The sequence below is a fragment of the Amycolatopsis sp. lyj-90 genome (assembly GCF_046549035.1).
Taxonomy (GTDB): domain Bacteria; phylum Actinomycetota; class Actinomycetes; order Mycobacteriales; family Pseudonocardiaceae; genus Amycolatopsis.
In genome coordinates this window covers 708,470-723,979 of record NZ_JAJPWP010000004.1, presented here as the reverse complement: position 1 = coordinate 723,979, position 15,510 = coordinate 708,470, and the positions used below count along the sequence as shown (strand labels likewise).

Sequence of the window (15,510 nt, the reverse complement as noted above, 5' to 3'; positions counted from 1 at the left end):
GCGACCGTCCGGTGCGCTCAGTCCACGATCGCGGCGATCTCCCACAACCCCAAGGACTTGTCGGCGTAGGCGCCGTTCTCCTCGGTGCATCCCTCGACCAGCACCGCCAGCGGCTCGGGGAATCCGAACGGTTCCCGGCACAGGTTCAACGGCCGCCAGTCGCCGGTCGCGATGTCGGTGTTGGTGCCCAGTTCGGTGAAAGTAGTGGTGAGGAGGTACCGGGAGCCGCTCCGCCGAAGGTTGCGCAGTGCGCGCTCGATGTCGGCGAAACTCAGGTGGACCAGACAATCCCGGCACAGCACCAGATCCGTCGAGGGCAGCGGATCACCGGTCAGATCGAGCACCCGGAACTCCCGCACCGGATCGTCCCGGAACCGCGCGGCGTTCAGCTCGACCAGTTCCGCGACGATGTCGGCACCGATGTAGCGCTCGAGATCGAGACCCACCTCACTGAGCCAGCCGAAGTCTCCGCACGGCAGATCGAGCATCGTGCGCACTCCGAACCGGTCGAGCAGGCCCGGTAGCCGATCGCGCAGCTCCCTGGTCTGAACCTCCTCGGAACCAGGTCCGGAGACCGAGCCGGAACTCCACAGCCTGGATCGGAAGATGTAGGTGAAGCGGTCCTGGTTCTCCATGCTTTCGAGCTCTTCGGCGACTCGCCGGTAGTTGCGCTGCGCAGTGGTGATCGGCCGTTCGTCCACGCCTCTCATCATAGATCGCTAGGGTTGTTCCGGGAGCCAAGGCGAATCCAGGGGGCAGCGGATGACCGGGTGGGACACCGAAAGAGACCGCTTGCTGAGGGCGAATGCCGGCGATCTGGCCAGGACGGCGTTGACGAACGTCGTACGCGAGTATCCGCACCACGAAAGTCACTGGCACTTCGAAGGCGTGACCATCCCTGCCCCGCGACTGTCGCACCCGTGTTTCTACGGCAGTTTCGACTGGCATTCCTGTGTGGAGATGTTCTGGGTGCTGGTTCGCCTGCTGCGTCATCACCCCGAGCTCGTACCGGCCGCGGAGATCCGCGCCACGCTCGACGAGCATCTGACCACCCAGGCACTCGCCGGCGAGGTCGCCTTCTTCTCCCCCGAGGAACACCGCACCACCCAGCGCCCGTACGGCTGGTCCGCGCTGCTGGAACTCACCTTCGAGATCGCCACCTGGGAAGACCCGGATGCCACACGCTGGTCGACAGCCCTGAAAGAGTTGAGCGAGGTTTTCGTCACCCGCTACCTCGACTGGTTGCCGCGAGCCGCCTATCCCATCCGGTACGGCATTCACGAAAACGGTGCGTTCGGGCTGTCCCGCGCCCTGCCTTACGCCCGCCATCTCGCGGACGACGGTGACTCCCGGCTGCACCAGGCCATCACCGAGACCGCCTGGCGGTGGTTCGGATCCGACCGCGACTATCCCGGCGCCTGGGAACCGTCCGGAGCCGACTTCCTGTCTCCCGCCCTGGCCGAAGCCGAACTCCTCTCCCGTCTGCTCCCCGCGCCCGAGTTCGCCGGGTGGCTGCACGGTTTCCTTCCCGGCCTCGCCGACCGGGTACCCGCGACGCTCTTCACCCCGGCGACCGTGTCCGATCCCTCTGACGGGCAGATCGCCCACCTGCACGGCCTCAACCTGCATCGCGCCTGGTGCTGGCACCGCCTCGCCCAGGCCCTGCCCGACGGCGACGCCAGGATCACCGCCATGGTGGACGCCGCACGCGACCACACACAGGCGTCGCTCCCGCAGACCACCGGCGGGTCGTACATGGTCGAGCACTTCCTTGCCTACTACGCACTTCTCCTGCTCAGCTGAGCGAATCGAGCCGACAATGACCTGGTCGATGGCGAAAACCACCACCGGCGCCGAACGTCGTCTGCTCGAGTACATGCTCGACCGCAACCGGGCCGAGGTCGTCGGCGTGGTGCGAGGCCTGTCCGAAGCCGACGCCCGCCGCCGTCTCGTCACCTCCATGACCACGCCGATCGGCTTGCTCAAACACGCCGCGGTCGCCGAACGAATCTGGTTCCAGCACGTCCTCGCCGGCCTGCCCGAGGACGAATGCGACGGCGGCACGACGCCGGGCGACGCCAGTTTCGTCGTCGCCGACAACGAGACACTGGACGAGGTGATCACCGAGTTCGAGCGCGCCAGTGAGCGCTCCCGGGCGATCGCCGCCGATTTCGACCTCGACGTCGTCAAGACGCATCCCCGCGCCGGCGACGTCAGCTTGCGGTTCATCTACCTGCTCTTGATCGAGGACTTCGCGCGCCACGCCGGGCACGGCGACATCCTGCGCGAGCAGATCGAGGATCCCGAGGCGTTCAGTAGGCGGTGAGACCGCCGTCGACGACGAGCTCGGTCCCGGTGACGAACGAGGATTCGTCACCGGCCAGGAAGAGCATCACGGAAGCGACCTCGGCGGGGAAACCCGCGCGGCGCATGGGTGTGCGCACGATGTCCGGTTGCCGGTCGCCCTGCTCGTCGAGGAGGTCCTGGATCATCGGGGTGGCGATGACCCCGGGGTGCACCGAGTTGATCCGGACGCCACGGGTCGCGTATTCGACGGCGGCGGTCTTGCTCAGCAGCCGCACCGCTCCTTTAGACGCCTGGTACGCGGCGGCGGCGCCGCTGCCCACCAGCCCGAGCACCGAGGAGGTGTTGATGATCGAGGCGTTGCCGGAAGCGCGCAGCAGCGGCATGGCGGTCTTCATCCCGAGCCAGGTGCCGGTCTGGTTGACCGCGATCACCCGTTCCCAGGAATCCTGCGTGGTGTCCTCGATGCCGGGCCAGTCCACGACGCCGGCGAGGTTGACCAGGATGTCGAGCCTGCCGAAACGCTGTCCGGTCAGCTGGACGACCTCGCTCCAGTTCTCGGGCGACGAGACGTCCAAACAGGCCACCAGCACCTCCGCGCCTTCCGCGATCAGGCGTTCGGCAAGCTCTTCCGTGGCGTCCTTGACGAGGTCGGTGACGATCAGACGGGCGCCTTCGCGGGCGAACAGTTCAGCGGTGGCTTGTCCGATACCGCCGGTCGCGCCGGTGATCAACGCGACCTTGCCGTCCAGCCGTCCAGGCGGGTCTTCTCTTCCGGCGGACTCTCGATAAAGGACGAGATGCTCGTGATAGAGCACGCCGTCGCGGATGTCGCCCGTCGCGGTGAAGCCGGTGTCGTCCACGTAGTCGAGATGGTTGCCGGTCACCGTGTAGCGCCCGGTGTAGGCGCTGCGCCGGTCTCCGCGCGCTTCGTCGTAGCGCCCGTCGGCACGCAGCTCTTGCCGGATGTGCCCGTCCGCGGTGACCCACATGCCGACCACGTCAGTATCGCTAGTCATACCGATCAACGTCGACGACGGCGAAAGCCGATGGCAGGACACGTGGTGCCTGGGTGTGCCACACCCAGGCACCACGACAAGCGGCGACCTACCCTGGCCCCATGGGCACTGGCGAACTGGGAACGTTCCTGCGTGCACGCCGCGCGGGGCGGACCCCCGAAGACGCGGGCGTGCGCTATTCCGGCAGGCGCCGGGTGCCCGGACTGCGCCGCGAAGAAGTCGCCGTGCTCGCCGGGGTGAACGCCGACTACTACACCCGCCTCGAGCAGGGCCGTGAAACCCGTCCGTCGCCGCAAGTGCTCGATGCTCTTGCCGAGCCTTGGATCTCGACCCCGACTCCCGCGAGCATCTCTACCGGCTGGCCGGGGCGACACCGGACGGCGTACCCGCGCCGGTGCGTCGGACCGTCAGCCCCGAGCTGCGGCAGCTCATGGACGGCTACTCGAACACCCCCGCCTTCGTGCTCGACCGCGTCCTGGACGTCCTGGCCACCAACACCCTCGCCGACGCGCTGTTCTCACCGTTCCGCGCGGTGGACAACCTCGCCAGGATGACCTTCCTCGACCCCGCGGCACGACGGTTCTACGCGCGGTGGGACTGGACCGCGCAGGCCACCGTGGCGAACCTGCGGGTGGCAGCGGGCTTCGACGCGCAGGACTCCGGTCTGCGAGATCTGGTGGCCGAACTCGCCGAACGCAGCGCGCTCTTCCGCGAATTGTGGGAGACCCATCAGGTGCGCGGCAAAACACGCGAACCCAAACATCTCGTGCACCCCGACGTCGGCCCGCTGACCCTCACCTACCAGGCTTTCGACGTCCGCAGTGTTCCCGGCCAGCAATTGATCATCTACCACGCCGAACCCGCCACCCCCAGCGCCCGGGCTCTCGCGCTGCTGAGCAGCCTTCACGCCACGGAACGCCGCGCAAGGACTACCGACGACGACCTGTCCGGAGTGTGACCACCCGATCAGAGCAGTCACTCGCTGTTCGTGAGCCAGGCGAGGCGACAAAGGCGGCCAGCTACCTGTTCGAGTGAACTCACCGTGAGCGCGAATGCTCGAATCCCGTCGGTTTTGGCCGAAGTTGGCCGTACCCGCCAGTTGCGATCAGCATCTTTCATGCTTGCGGAACCGATGCGCGCAACGTCGTCGGCATGGTTCCCCACCTGCGGAGATCACTGCGTCGGCGCAAGTCGCGGTGACCAGGCACGGCGCCGGGAAGGCAGACCGCCGGGCCGCCGAGTCCGGTTGACGCCTCTGGTCCATTCGATGCCGCCGACTACTTTGAGTAGCTTCAAGAGTCACTCGGACCGCTGAGCGACGCGTGCATACCGTTCAGCGCGACACACGCTGTACTACTGAACGGTCACAGACTGCTTTCGACAAGATGTCTTCAGCTGCACCGAGTGAAGACCCGGTAACGCGCGCGTGGCCCCCTGCTGTCACAGGAGGCCACGCGGATGTCCAAATCGCCCGCTCGCTAGAACAAGGACAGGACAGCCGTGACCCTACAGCCTGATAACGCGAAGGCACCAGACAGCGACCCGCCCCAACGGGTCAAAGTTGTCATAGAGCACATCGAAAAGCCGCCGCCTCGGATCGCCACCTCGGCGGAAATGATCCGCGCGGCGCGACCTCTCCTGAAGAGCCCGGGGCGCCACCGCAAAGTGCAGACCCGCGACAACTGGCTCTGCCTGGCGATGGCGGTCCTCGCCGGCTGGGCTCCGACACTGAGGATGTGTCTCCTCCTGACGATCGGCGGCGGAATCGTCGTCGGACTCGTCAAGATCAGCACACCGGAGATCGGTGCGTCGGCAGGTACCTGTGTCGGTCTCCTGACTCTCTTCGGCGCCTGGATTGTCAAAGCCCGCCAAGGTAAGCAGCGCCGGGAACCGAGTCTGTAGCCCGATTCGCCCCGTGTCGGCCGGATTGTCGGCACGGGGCCCGGCGCAGCTCGCACAAAACCTGTGATTCCGCCGCATTGTTGGAAAATCTCCCCGCCTGCCCGGCGTCCTCCGGTTAAATGATCGCGAAGTCCCTGACATGTGAGGAGATCTCGTGCGGAGAGCTAGAAGACTGGGGGCCCTGGCCGTTTCGGTGCTGGCAGCGACCACGGCACTGGGCAGCCCGGCGTTGGCCGACACCGTGCAGTCGTTCCACACCTCGCTCGACCCCGCCACGGTGCGGGAGTCGGTGCGCTACCTGGTCGAGACCTACCAGGTGAACGAGCAGGAGGCGTTGCGCCGTCTGGAGTTGCAGACCGACGGCGTCAAACTGGACGAGTTGTTGCGACGTGATCGCGGCGCCGAATACGGGGGCATGTGGCTCGACCAGGGCAAGGGCCAGCTGGTCGTGGCCATGACCGAACCCGCCAGGGCCGAGCCGTATCTCAAGGCGATGCCCGCCAGGGCCGATGTCCGCACACAGCGGGTCCAGCACTCGTTGCAGCAGCTCACGGCGGCGAAGGAACGTGTCGCGGCCAAGGTCGGCGCGGGACCGGAAGCGGTCTACCTGCCGTCGGTGAGTGAGTCCGAGAACCGCGTCGTGCTGTGGGAACGCTCTTGGGTGGCTCAGGAGAAGGTGGCCATGCGTGCCGCCGGCGACGTCGTGACCGCCGAAGTGAACACCGCCCGCCAGGCCGCGGCGGCGGAACCCGGCGTGGTCGTTTCCCGCGTCCTGGCGAACCCGAACGCGCTGGCCACGCCGAACGTGGACCTGGGTTTCTGTCATCCGCTCTACTGCACCAACTACGGCCCCATGCGTGGCGGTATCCGGTTGGACATGAAGCGGGACGACGGCACCTGGGGCGGCTGCACGAGCGGCTTCAACCTGCGCTCCACCGGCGGCGGTTTCCCCGGCAAGGGCTGGGTTCTCACCGCGGGGCACTGCATGAGGACGAAGACCAACAACACGCCGACCCAGCACAACGGCAACGCCGTGCTGCAGCAGCACGGCATCGAGAAGAGCTCGTACCCGTACGACTACGCGGCTCTGCCGTACGTCAACGACGCGGCCGCCACGAAGTGGCTCGAGGGCCAGACCGGCCGTAACCGGGTGCTCAAGTACTGCCGCAACGGTGGCATGGACAGCAACGGTGACACCCCGTGCGGTGCGCAGGCCACCTCGGTGGACGAGTACATCACCGGTGCCCGCAAGCTCGCCGAGATCAAGGCCGGGTGGGTCGTCTGCGCCAGCGGGACGGCGTCCAGTGCGGTGAACTACCCGGATTCCGTCGACAGTGGCGCGGGCGCCGGCTACCTCGTCGGAACCCGCTGCGGCCGTGTCCTCTCCACGGACGTCGGCATCAACACCGACCTCTGCGCCCGGCCGGGCGACAGCGGCGGACCGCTGTTCAGCCAGGCCGATCACGCGGCACTGGGCATCCTGATCGGCAACCAGCAGTCCCGGTCCGGCCCCTGTCAGGCGGGCGAACTGAACAACTACGCGCCGATCGAGACGATCACCACCGATCTCAGCGAGCGGATCGCCGGCCAGGGCTCGAAGTTCGCGGTCATCACGACCTCGAACGGCTGATCTCCAAGTACGTGAAGGCCCCCTTCACTGCGTCTAGCGCAGCGAAGGGGGCCTTCACGTATTCACACCCGGTCGGTCACCTGATCAGCAGCGGACCTTCGTACCGCAACGTGTCGCCCTCGCCGTACACCCGGACCGTCAGTTCCGGCGGCTCCCACGGCGCGAACACCTCGTCCACGGTCTGGGGTGCCGGCCCCAGGTCCACATCGACGGCGAAGGTGTGGGCCACGATGTCGGCCGGGACGATCACGCCGTCCGTGTCGGCCACCTCCAGCCGGGTCACCCCGGCATCGATCGCGCCGAGCACACCCGGCCGCGAACTCCACACCGCGAACCCTCGCTCGGTGGTGTCGTTCCCGTACCCGGTGCTCATGATGTTGAACAGCGTGCGCTCTCCCTCACGGAAGACGCACTCCGCCTCGACACCCGACTCGTTGTAGGCCAGCAACCGCCCGCTCGCGGTGTCCGGCCCGAGCCGGGCCCCGGCGTGCCACCCCGCGTGTGACACCGCCTCAGCCGACCCCTCGGTCTCCGCCGCCCGGTAAAGCTCGGTGAAGGCCGTCAGTTCCTCGATCCACTCCGCGACTACTTCATCCCTTGGTGGGGCCACTACGCGTGCGCCCTCCTCTCTGACTGTCCACAATGGTCATTACCGAGGCTGACATACGCAGATGCCGATCGCATCGGGGTTTCCCCGGAGATCACCCGGGGCCGCTGCACGGTTCCGTGCAACCGAAGGCGAACCGCCCGGTGCTCACGCTGACGCCATCGAGCGGGCACAGAACGTGGGCGTCCGGAGCCTTGGGGAACAGCCGATTGCGCCGAGTAGAGCAATCTCGCGGATTCGCCGTCATGGGGTTTCCCATCGCACGTCGGAGTGTCGCCGGGACAAACCCGGCGGCACTCCGACGCAGAGGGGTAAGGCTGATGACCGCGCAGCGCACGATCACGGACGAGATCGGCGAAATCGGTGTCTGGCTGATGGGCGAGTTCGGCGGCCGCGTGCCCGCTGCCGTGATCAGCCGCGTGCTCAACGCGAGCAGGCGCGACCTCGAGGGCCGCATCGACCCTGAGGAACTGGGCGAGATGTTCCATACCCTCTGCCGGTTCCGGCTTCAGCGGATCTTGGCGTCGGACCAGCGGATCACGATCAAGATCCCCGCGCCTGCGTCTCGTGAGTGGTAAGGACGGTTAGAACCGTCCTTACCACTCACGAGTTCGGCACGGTGACGGTCTTGAGCTCCACGTACTGGGCAAGGCCGGCGGCACCGTATTCACGGCCGACGCCGCTGGCCTTGAACCCGCCGAACGGGCCATCGAAGCCGATCGGTGCCCCGTTGACGGTGACCGTCCCGGTGCGCATCCGCCGGGCGACCGCGAGCGCGTGCTCTTCGTCGGCCGACCAGACACCGCCGGAAAGCCCGTACTCGGAGTCGTTCGCGATGCGGATCGCGTCGTCCTCGTCGTCGTAAGGCAGGACGACCAGCACCGGCCCGAAGATCTCCTCCTGGGCGATCCGCATCGCACTGTCGACGTCGGCGAACAACGTCGGCGTGACGTAGTTGCCCTTCTCGAGGCCGTCCGGGATCTCGGGACCTCCGGTGACCAGCCGCGCGCCCTCGGCGACGCCGATCTCGATGTAGTCGCGCACCCGTTGCTGCTGACCGGGTCGCACCATCGGGCCGATGAAGGTCTTTTCGTCGGCCGGGTCGCCGACGACGAGGGACTCCATCATCTCCTTGAGGCCGTCGACGATCTCGTCGTACCGGCTACGGGGCGCGAGGATCCGCGTCTGCGCGATGCACGCCTCGCCGTTGTTGAGCAGCGACCCGAACTTCAGTCCGGCGATCGCGTCCTCCAGCACGGCGTCGGGCAGGATCACGGCCGCGGACTTGCCGCCCAGTTCCAGGCTGACCCGCTTGAGTTGCGCACCCGCCAGCGAGGCGATCCGGCGGCCCGCGGCGGTCGAGCCGGTGAACGCGATCTTGTCGACGCCGGGGTGTTTCACCAGGTACTCGCTGGTCTCCCGGTCCGCAGGCAGCACGCTGATCACCCCGGACGGCAGCCCGGCCTCGGCCAGCAGGTCCGCGAGCAGGCTCATGCTGAGCGAGTTTTCCGGCGAGACCTTGAGGACGACCGCGTTCCCCGCGAGCAGCGCCGGGACGATCTTGGCCATCGACGCCGAGAACGGTGAGTTCCACGGGATGATCGCGGCCACCACGCCGATCGGCTCCCGGCGCACGATCGAACGGAACGGCGCGGACGGGTCCGACGGCGTGAGCGTCTCCTCCCAGCCGAACTCCTCGGCAGCCTTCAGGTACGAGACGGCCAGCCGTCCCACTCCGGGCTGACCGGCCCGCGTGAACCACAGGGCCGAGCCGTTCTCGGCCGAGATCAGCTCGGCGATCTCGTCCGCGCGGGCCTCCCTCAAGGCGTTCAGCCGCTGAAGAACCGCGATCCGTTCTTCCGGCGGGGTCCGCGGCCACGGTCCTTCGTCGAAAGCGGTCCTGGCCGCGGCGACGGCACGGTCGATGTCGGCGGGAAGGGCCTGGACGACACGGCCCAGCACGGACTGGTCGTGCGGGGACACGATGTCCAGCGACGCCGGATTGCTCGGCGTCGTCCATTCGCCTCCGATGAAGAGCTTGTCGTTCGTGATCACCGTTCCGCCTTTCTTAAATGTCACATCAACGTAGCACTTATGGCAGTTAACGACACAGGCGTGTGATACATTCCCGAACGTGAGAGCTGATGCGGCGCGCAATCTCGAAGCAGTCCTGACCACGGGCGCGCGGATGCTGGCGAGCGACCCATCGGCGAGCATCGGCGCGATCGCCGCAGAAGCCGGCGTGGACCGGCGCACCGTCTATCGGCGCTTCGCCTCCCGTGAGGACCTTTTGGCGGCCATCTACGACTCCCGGCTGACCGCGGTCGAAGAGGTGGTCCGCGGCGCCCGGCTCACCGAGTCGGCGGTCCCCGTGGCACTGCACCGCTACGTCGAAGGCATCATCGAGGTCAACCGCGCCTGGCCGGTCGAGCTGACCCGGATGCGCACCGAACCGTCCATCCAGGAACGTCGAAGCCGGCTCACCGCCGACGTGGACTCCTTCCTCCGGCGCGCCACCGACGAGGGGTTCCTCCGGGCGGACGTCCCGGACGGTTGGGCGAGCCGTCTGCTGATCCAGCTCCTCCATCTCGCCTCCCGCGAGGACCTGGACGCCCCGCGCGCCGCCGACCTTCTCGTCGGGACCTTTCTGGACGGTGTCGGCATCCACTAAGAACTTCGTCACCCTGTGCCCCGCATGGAGCGGCGACGTCACGCAGGGTGTGCGAAAGTGACGTCATGGCCGCCACGCGCAGACGATTCCCCGTGTCCTGGACCACCGTCACACCGGTCCTCGCCATCGTCGTCTTGGCTCTGAGCTGGGGCCGAGATCTGGGCCCGGTGCCGGTGGCCATCGTCGCGCTCGCCCTGGGCGCGACGGTGCTGGCCGCGGTGCACCACGCCGAAGTGGTCGCGCACCGCGTCGGCGAACCCTTCGGTTCACTGGTGCTGGCGATCGCGGTCACGGTCATCGAGGTCGCGCTGATCGTCACGATGATGTCCTCGGGCGGCCCCGAGGCGGGGACGCTGGCCCGCGACACGGTGTTCGCCGCGGTGATGATCACCACGAACGGCATCGTCGGCATCTCGGTCATGGTGGGTGCCCGCCGCTACGGCGAGACGCACTTCAACCCGGAGGGCAGTGGCGGCGCCCTCGCCACCGTGGCCACCCTCGCCGCCGTGACCCTCGTGCTGCCGACGTTCACCTTCAGCACCCCAGGGCCTGCTTTCAGCAGCACACAGCTCACGTTCGCCGCCGTCGCGTCGCTGCTTCTCTACGGCCTCTTCGTGCTCACCCAAACCGTGCGCCACCGTGACTTCTTCCTGCCGGTCGACACCGACGGCGCCGTCAAGGAGGAAGAGCACGCCGAGCCGCCGACCAACAAGGCCGCGCTGACCAGCCTCGGACTGCTGCTGGTCGCGCTGGTCGCCGTCGTCGGTCTCGCGAAGGTCGAGTCGCCCGCCATCGAGGCCGGGGTCAGCGCGGCCGGTTTCCCGCAGTCGTTCGTCGGTGTCGTCATCGCGCTGCTGGTGCTGCTGCCGGAAACCCTGGCCGCGACGCGGGCCGCCCGGCGCGATCGGATGCAGACCAGCCTCAACCTCGCTTACGGTTCGGCGATCGCGAGCATCGGGCTCACCATCCCGACCATCGCGCTGGCGTCGATCTGGCTGGACGGGCCGCTGCTGCTGGGCCTCGGCGCGACCCACATCGTGCTGCTCGCGCTGACGATCGCGGTCAGCGTCCTCACCGTCGTCCCCGGCCGCGCGACCCGGCTGCAGGGCGGTGTGCACCTGGTGCTGCTGGCCTCGTTCCTGGTCCTCGCCGTCAACCCGTGACGCGAGTCCTCTTCGGACGGTGTTCTGTCGGTGGTCACGGGTAATCTCTGCCCCGTGAACGCTCGGGACCGCATCCAAGAACTCGCCGATCAGATCGTCGTCCTTCGCGACGCCTACTACCGGGGCTCGCCGAAGGTGGCCGATGCCGACTACGACGCGGTCGAGGACGAGCTGCGGGGGCTCATCGAGGCCAACCCCGAGCTGGCCCCCGATCCGAATCCGCTCGATCAGGTCGGCGCGCCCGCCGTGCTGCACGCGCCCATCCGGCACTCGCGGCCGATGTTGTCGCTGGAGAAGGCGACCAAACCCGAGCAGGTCGCGGCGTTCTTCACCCGTTTTCCCGGTCAATCGGTGGTCGTCATGCCGAAGCTGGACGGCCTGTCGCTGGCCCTGGTCTACGAGAACGGGCGGCTCGCGCGGGCGATCACCCGGGGCGACGGCACCACCGGTGACGACGTGACCCCGCTGGTGCGGGCGCTGACCGACGGCGTCCCGGAGAAGGTCGACGCCCCCGGGCGGGTCGAGGTGCGCGGCGAGGCCGTCATGCTGCGGTCCACCTTCGCCGCGTACAACAAGGTGCATCCGGACAAGCCGCTGATCAACCCGCGCAACGCCGCCGCGGGAACGCTGCGCGCCAAGGACGCGGCCACCGTCTCCGAGCGGCGCCTGCGGTTCTTCGCGTTCGACCTGTCGACCGAACCCGACAGCGCGGAAACTGATCTGGACGGCGCGCTGCGGACGCTCGGCTTCACCGCCGCCGACATGCGGCACTGCGAAGACGCGGAAGCGGCACAAGCCGTCATCACGACCATCGAGGAGCAGCGCAACGACCTCGACTACGACCTCGACGGCGCCGTGCTGCGCCTGGCGGATCGCGACGCGTACGCGGCCGCCGGGACCCGGTCCAGCTCACCCCGCGGCGCACTGGCGTTCAAGTTCGCCGCCGAGGAGAAGACCACCGTGCTCGCCGATGTGGTCTGGGATGTCGGCAAGACCGGCAAGATCGCTCCCGTGGCGTGGCTGGAGCCGGTGTTCGTCGGCGGGACCACCGTCACCAGGGCGACACTGGCCAACCAGGAAGTCATCCGCGCCCGCGGCATCAAGATCGGCGACACCGTGCTGGTGCGCCGCGCCGGTGACGTGATCCCGTTCGTGGCGGGCGTCCTGGACGCCTCCAAGCGCACCGGTGAGGAACGCGAAATCGTGCCGCCGTCGGTGTGCCCGTCGTGCGAAGAACCGTTGACCGAACAGGGCAAAAGCCGGGAGCTGTTCTGCACCAACGTCGCCTGCCCCGCGCAGACCGTCCGCCGTCTGATCCACTGGGCTTCGCGAGCGGCCGCGGACATCGACGCGATCGGCGGGGTCTGGATCGAGCGGCTCGCCGAAGCCGGGATTCTCGAACACCCGTCGGACTTCTACCGGCTCACCAAGGAAACGCTGCTGGAATTCGACCGTATCGGTGACATCTCCGCCACCCGCATGATCGAATCGATCGACGCGAGCCGCGCCGTCGGCCTGCGCCGGGCGCTGATCGGGCTGGCGATTCCGATGGCTTCCGAGGGCACCGCCGCGCGACTGTGCCGGGCGGGGTTCGGTTCGTTGGAGGACGTCGCCGCCGCGGGCGAAGAGGGTCTCGTCGCCGTGGACGACATCGGCCCGAAGGTCGCCGCGTCCCTGATCGAGCACCTCACGCGGCTGCGCCCCGAACTCGAGCGGCTGCGGGAGGTCGGTGTCTCACTGGACGTGCGCGAGGAGGACCTCCCGCCGGTCGTCGTGGCCGGTGCGCCGCTCGAAGGCAAGACGGTCGTGGTCACCGGGTCGATCAGCGACCCCCGTTCCGGTGAAAAGGTGCCGCGCCCGACCTTCCAGCGGTTGTGCGAGAAGGCGGGCGCGACCACCGCGACGTCGGTCTCGGCGAACACCGACATGCTCATCACCGGTGCCGACGTCGGGGCGAGCAAGATCGCCAAGGCCGAGAAGCTCGAAGTCGAGGTCGTGGACCAGGGTGTGATCTGGCAGCAGCTGATCGCCGCGGGCGTCGTCTAGGCGTAGATCTCGTGAGCAGTGTCGCGAAAGCGTCGCTTGAAGTACGTGATGGCCCCCTTCCTTGCGTCTAGCGCAAGGAAGGGGGCCATCACGTCCGGTACCGCGGACTCGTCGAGTGCCATTCGAAACCGCCGCCCATCCACCCCCGCAACCCGCGCATGAACCGTTGCAGTTCGAGAGAAGGCACCGCGCTCAGCTTTTCGTGCGCCGCCTGGAAGTCCCGGACGACGTCGTTGTGCAGCTCGACGGTGATCGCCGTGGCCTCCGCGATCGAGCACTTCCGGTCGTCGGCGATCAACAGGACCGCGTTGCACGGCGGCGACTCGTCCTCCAGATCCTTGGTGACCGAATGCACGTCGTTGACGAGCACGGCCGCCGTACCCGCCTGGATGGCCGCCTCACGGACCCGCGGGTCGTAGTAGAGGTTCGACGTCAGTTCATAGCCGCCGAGGACGTCGATCAACGTCATCGACGTGTAGAAGCTGTCGTGCTGCCTGGCCGCGAGATACTCCCAAGCCGGCGGGTACTTCCCGCTGTGGCGCCAAGCCGCGTAGGCGGTCCAGCTCACGAACATCGCGAACGTCGAATAGCAGACTCGCTGCACCTGCGCGGCCGTCCCGGACGCCCGCAGATACTCGATACCCGAATTCAGCGCGATCAGAACCCGGTCGCTCCGCAGGGTTTCGTCGAGATCGCGGCTGAACTCCCCCAACGACGGCACCGGGTCCATGGCGGCCATCGCCAGCGCGAGCTTCGGCGGCAGCTCCGCCGGGACGGCGCCGAGCGAGGTGTCGTCGGCGTAGAGGTCGTCGGCCGCCCACCAGGCGGCGTTGAGCTTCGCCGAGATCAGCAGTCTGTCGGGATCCTCGCAGTCCGGGTGGGCGAGCATGACGAGCCTGCCGAAGCCCGCCGTCCCGATCTGCTCGCATTCCTCCTCGTCGAACCCGCACTCCCCCGCCCACAAGGCCAGCCGCCGGTCGACCTCTTCGGCGAGCGGTTCGTTGATCCGTTCGGTGACGGGGCAGTACAGCGGCGGTGCCGACCCGTCACCCCACGGCCGGAACGCGTACGCCGGATCGAGGCCGGGTCCCTCCGGCGGCGGAGCCTCCTCCACCGCCGGAGAAATCGCGGCCGGTCGAGCCAGCCTGGCCGCCAGCCGGGCGGCGGATGTGCCCAGTCCGCTCGGACCGGCCAGCAACGTGGCCAGCGCACCGTGTTCCGTCATCACTTCACTCCGGTGGTCTCGCGGGATCAGACGCGGTCCGCGGCGATGAGCAGGTAGTGGAAGCTGCCTTCCCGGTAGGCGTCGAGGAACGGTCCTTCGATCCCGGTCGCCACCGAGGACTTCGCCCGCAGCTCCCAGTACGGGATCGTGTCCGCCGTCAGGTCCACCACCGAGATCGGCACCAGATCGTTCGCCGTCATCGCCTTGAAGTACTGGCTGCGCGGATGGATGTTGCAGGTGTAGTGCTGGTCGATCTGCGCGACGGCCTTGGACCGGCCACCGGTCACGTCGTTGTAGCACCCGGTGATGGTGACGTAGCGGCCGCCGAACTCCAGCTGCCGCGCGTGCTCGGCGAAGAGCTCGTGGAGGTCCACGTACATGGTGCTTTCGTTGTTCCAGATGCCCTTGCGCGAGCCGGTTTCGAAGCCGGTGTCGAGCATGTTGCGGAAGTGGTAGCGCACCCGGTCGGCGACGCCCCTGATCTCCGCTTGGTGATTGGCGAACTCGACCTGCTTCTCCGAGATCGAGATCCCGTCGACGTGACAGCCGAACCGCGCGTTCGCCATGATGCTGGAGCCGCCGCGCCCGCAGCCGGCGTCGAGGAGCCGGTCCTCCGGTTTGACGTCGCCGAGGTGATCGAGCAGGACGTCCGCCTGCGCGGTCTCCAAACGGTGCATTTCGGCGATGATCCGCTCGTCGCGGGTGCTCTCGGGCCCTTCCAGCACCGACCAGTCGACCTCGCCCACCCCGTAGTGGTGGTGGTACAGCCCGTCCACGTCACCCAGCCGCAGGTTGACCGGGTCCTTCTCCTTGTTCCAGTACGACGCCACCGACTTCTGGTATTCGGTGCGCAGCACCTTGGCGGGAACGGGGGTGCGGGCGATGGTCACGTGGGTGGTCCTTTCTGGAGCATTGGTGTTCGTTGTCGTGACAGGACTGGTGG

14 protein-coding genes and 2 pseudogenes are annotated in these 15,510 nt (G+C 67.8%); 9 read left to right on the top strand and 7 right to left on the bottom strand.

The features are described from left to right. Window positions 1-17: 17 nt before the first annotated feature. Window positions 18-710 carry a class I SAM-dependent methyltransferase gene (locus tag ACLJPX_RS18790; RefSeq protein WP_410601232.1) on the bottom strand — a complete coding sequence of 231 codons (693 nt, stop codon included), beginning with the start codon at window positions 708-710 and terminating at the stop codon, window positions 18-20. An 82-nt stretch (window positions 711-792) separates the two neighbouring features. On the opposite strand from ACLJPX_RS18790, the gene ACLJPX_RS18785 reads away from it, so the two are divergent. Beyond that, window positions 793-1,803 carry a DUF2891 domain-containing protein gene (locus ACLJPX_RS18785; protein ID WP_410601231.1) on the top strand — a complete coding sequence of 337 codons (1,011 nt, stop codon included), beginning with the start codon at window positions 793-795 and terminating at the stop codon, window positions 1,801-1,803. Between the two features lie 28 nt (window positions 1,804-1,831). Then, a complete protein-coding gene (locus tag ACLJPX_RS18780) occupies window positions 1,832-2,326 on the top strand; it encodes a DinB family protein (protein ID WP_410601230.1) in 495 nt (164 codons plus the stop codon). Here the strand turns inward: ACLJPX_RS18780 and ACLJPX_RS18775 are convergent. After that, window positions 2,313-3,056, bottom strand: coding sequence for an SDR family NAD(P)-dependent oxidoreductase (locus ACLJPX_RS18775; RefSeq protein WP_410601335.1), 744 nt, complete (start codon window positions 3,054-3,056; stop codon window positions 2,313-2,315). The two genes, ACLJPX_RS18780 and ACLJPX_RS18775, sit on opposite strands and share 14 nt — an antisense overlap. Before the next feature lie 45 nt (window positions 3,057-3,101). Next, a pseudogene (locus ACLJPX_RS18770) lies at window positions 3,102-3,323 on the bottom strand (Atu4866 domain-containing protein); the annotation flags it as partial. Between the two features lie 101 nt (window positions 3,324-3,424). Here ACLJPX_RS18770 and ACLJPX_RS18765 point away from each other — a divergent pair. The 3 genes and pseudogenes from ACLJPX_RS18765 (at window position 3,425) to ACLJPX_RS18755 (ending at window position 6,855) form a co-directional block, all read left to right on the top strand. Next, window positions 3,425-4,281: pseudogene (locus ACLJPX_RS18765) on the top strand (helix-turn-helix transcriptional regulator). 542 nt (window positions 4,282-4,823) lie between these two features. Then, the gene (locus ACLJPX_RS18760; RefSeq protein WP_410601229.1) at window positions 4,824-5,225 is read left to right on the top strand and encodes a hypothetical protein; all 402 of its coding nucleotides are present in this window, start codon (window positions 4,824-4,826) and stop codon (window positions 5,223-5,225) included. Window positions 5,226-5,379: 154 nt separating this feature from the next. Next, on the top strand, window positions 5,380-6,855 hold the full coding sequence (locus ACLJPX_RS18755; protein WP_410601228.1) for a trypsin-like serine protease: 1,476 nt from the start codon (window positions 5,380-5,382) through the stop codon (window positions 6,853-6,855). A 76-nt stretch (window positions 6,856-6,931) separates the two neighbouring features. Here ACLJPX_RS18755 and ACLJPX_RS18750 read toward each other — a convergent pair whose 3' ends face one another. Beyond that, window positions 6,932-7,465 carry a hypothetical protein gene (locus tag ACLJPX_RS18750; RefSeq protein ID WP_410601227.1) on the bottom strand — a complete coding sequence of 178 codons (534 nt, stop codon included), beginning with the start codon at window positions 7,463-7,465 and terminating at the stop codon, window positions 6,932-6,934. 317 nt (window positions 7,466-7,782) lie between these two features. On the opposite strand from ACLJPX_RS18750, the gene ACLJPX_RS18745 reads away from it, so the two are divergent. Further along, window positions 7,783-8,040 carry a hypothetical protein gene (locus ACLJPX_RS18745; RefSeq protein WP_101607958.1) on the top strand — a complete coding sequence of 86 codons (258 nt, stop codon included), beginning with the start codon at window positions 7,783-7,785 and terminating at the stop codon, window positions 8,038-8,040. 25 nt (window positions 8,041-8,065) lie between these two features. On the opposite strand, the gene ACLJPX_RS18740 is transcribed toward ACLJPX_RS18745, so the two are convergent. After that, complete coding sequence (locus tag ACLJPX_RS18740; RefSeq protein WP_410601226.1) at window positions 8,066-9,517, bottom strand: aldehyde dehydrogenase; 1,452 nt, start codon at window positions 9,515-9,517, stop codon at window positions 8,066-8,068. Window positions 9,518-9,596: 79 nt separating this feature from the next. On the opposite strand from ACLJPX_RS18740, the gene ACLJPX_RS18735 reads away from it, so the two are divergent. The 3 genes from ACLJPX_RS18735 (at window position 9,597) to ligA (ending at window position 13,342) form a co-directional block, all read left to right on the top strand. Continuing rightward, window positions 9,597-10,133, top strand: a complete 537-nt coding sequence (locus ACLJPX_RS18735; protein ID WP_410601225.1) for a TetR/AcrR family transcriptional regulator — start codon at window positions 9,597-9,599, stop codon at window positions 10,131-10,133. Between the two features lie 65 nt (window positions 10,134-10,198). Next, complete coding sequence (locus tag ACLJPX_RS18730; RefSeq protein WP_410601224.1) at window positions 10,199-11,296, top strand: calcium:proton antiporter; 1,098 nt, start codon at window positions 10,199-10,201, stop codon at window positions 11,294-11,296. Between the two features lie 54 nt (window positions 11,297-11,350). Further along, window positions 11,351-13,342 carry an NAD-dependent DNA ligase LigA gene (gene ligA / locus ACLJPX_RS18725; RefSeq protein ID WP_410601223.1) on the top strand — a complete coding sequence of 664 codons (1,992 nt, stop codon included), beginning with the start codon at window positions 11,351-11,353 and terminating at the stop codon, window positions 13,340-13,342. Window positions 13,343-13,430: 88 nt separating this feature from the next. Here ligA and ACLJPX_RS18720 read toward each other — a convergent pair whose 3' ends face one another. Both ACLJPX_RS18720 and ACLJPX_RS18715 read right to left on the bottom strand, forming a co-directional pair. Beyond that, window positions 13,431-14,567 carry a family 2 encapsulin nanocompartment cargo protein terpene cyclase gene (locus ACLJPX_RS18720; protein WP_410601222.1) on the bottom strand — a complete coding sequence of 379 codons (1,137 nt, stop codon included), beginning with the start codon at window positions 14,565-14,567 and terminating at the stop codon, window positions 13,431-13,433. Window positions 14,568-14,593: 26 nt separating this feature from the next. Further along, on the bottom strand, window positions 14,594-15,457 hold the full coding sequence (locus ACLJPX_RS18715) for a geranyl diphosphate 2-C-methyltransferase (RefSeq protein ID WP_101607964.1): 864 nt from the start codon (window positions 15,455-15,457) through the stop codon (window positions 14,594-14,596). Window positions 15,458-15,510: the final 53 nt, after the last annotated feature.

Excerpts from the sequence above, each read along its gene's own strand:
- ACLJPX_RS18790 (WP_410601232.1), bottom strand. The coding sequence starts at position 710 with ATGAGAGGCGTGGACGAACGGCCGATCACCACTGCGCAGCGCAACTAC.
- ACLJPX_RS18780 (WP_410601230.1), top strand. The coding sequence starts at position 1,832 with ATGGCGAAAACCACCACCGGCGCCGAACGTCGTCTGCTCGAGTACATG.
- ACLJPX_RS18720 (WP_410601222.1), bottom strand. The coding sequence starts at position 14,567 with ATGACGGAACACGGTGCGCTGGCCACGTTGCTGGCCGGTCCGAGCGGA.
- ACLJPX_RS18745 (WP_101607958.1), top strand. The coding sequence starts at position 7,783 with ATGACCGCGCAGCGCACGATCACGGACGAGATCGGCGAAATCGGTGTC.
- ACLJPX_RS18730 (WP_410601224.1), top strand. The coding sequence starts at position 10,199 with ATGGCCGCCACGCGCAGACGATTCCCCGTGTCCTGGACCACCGTCACA.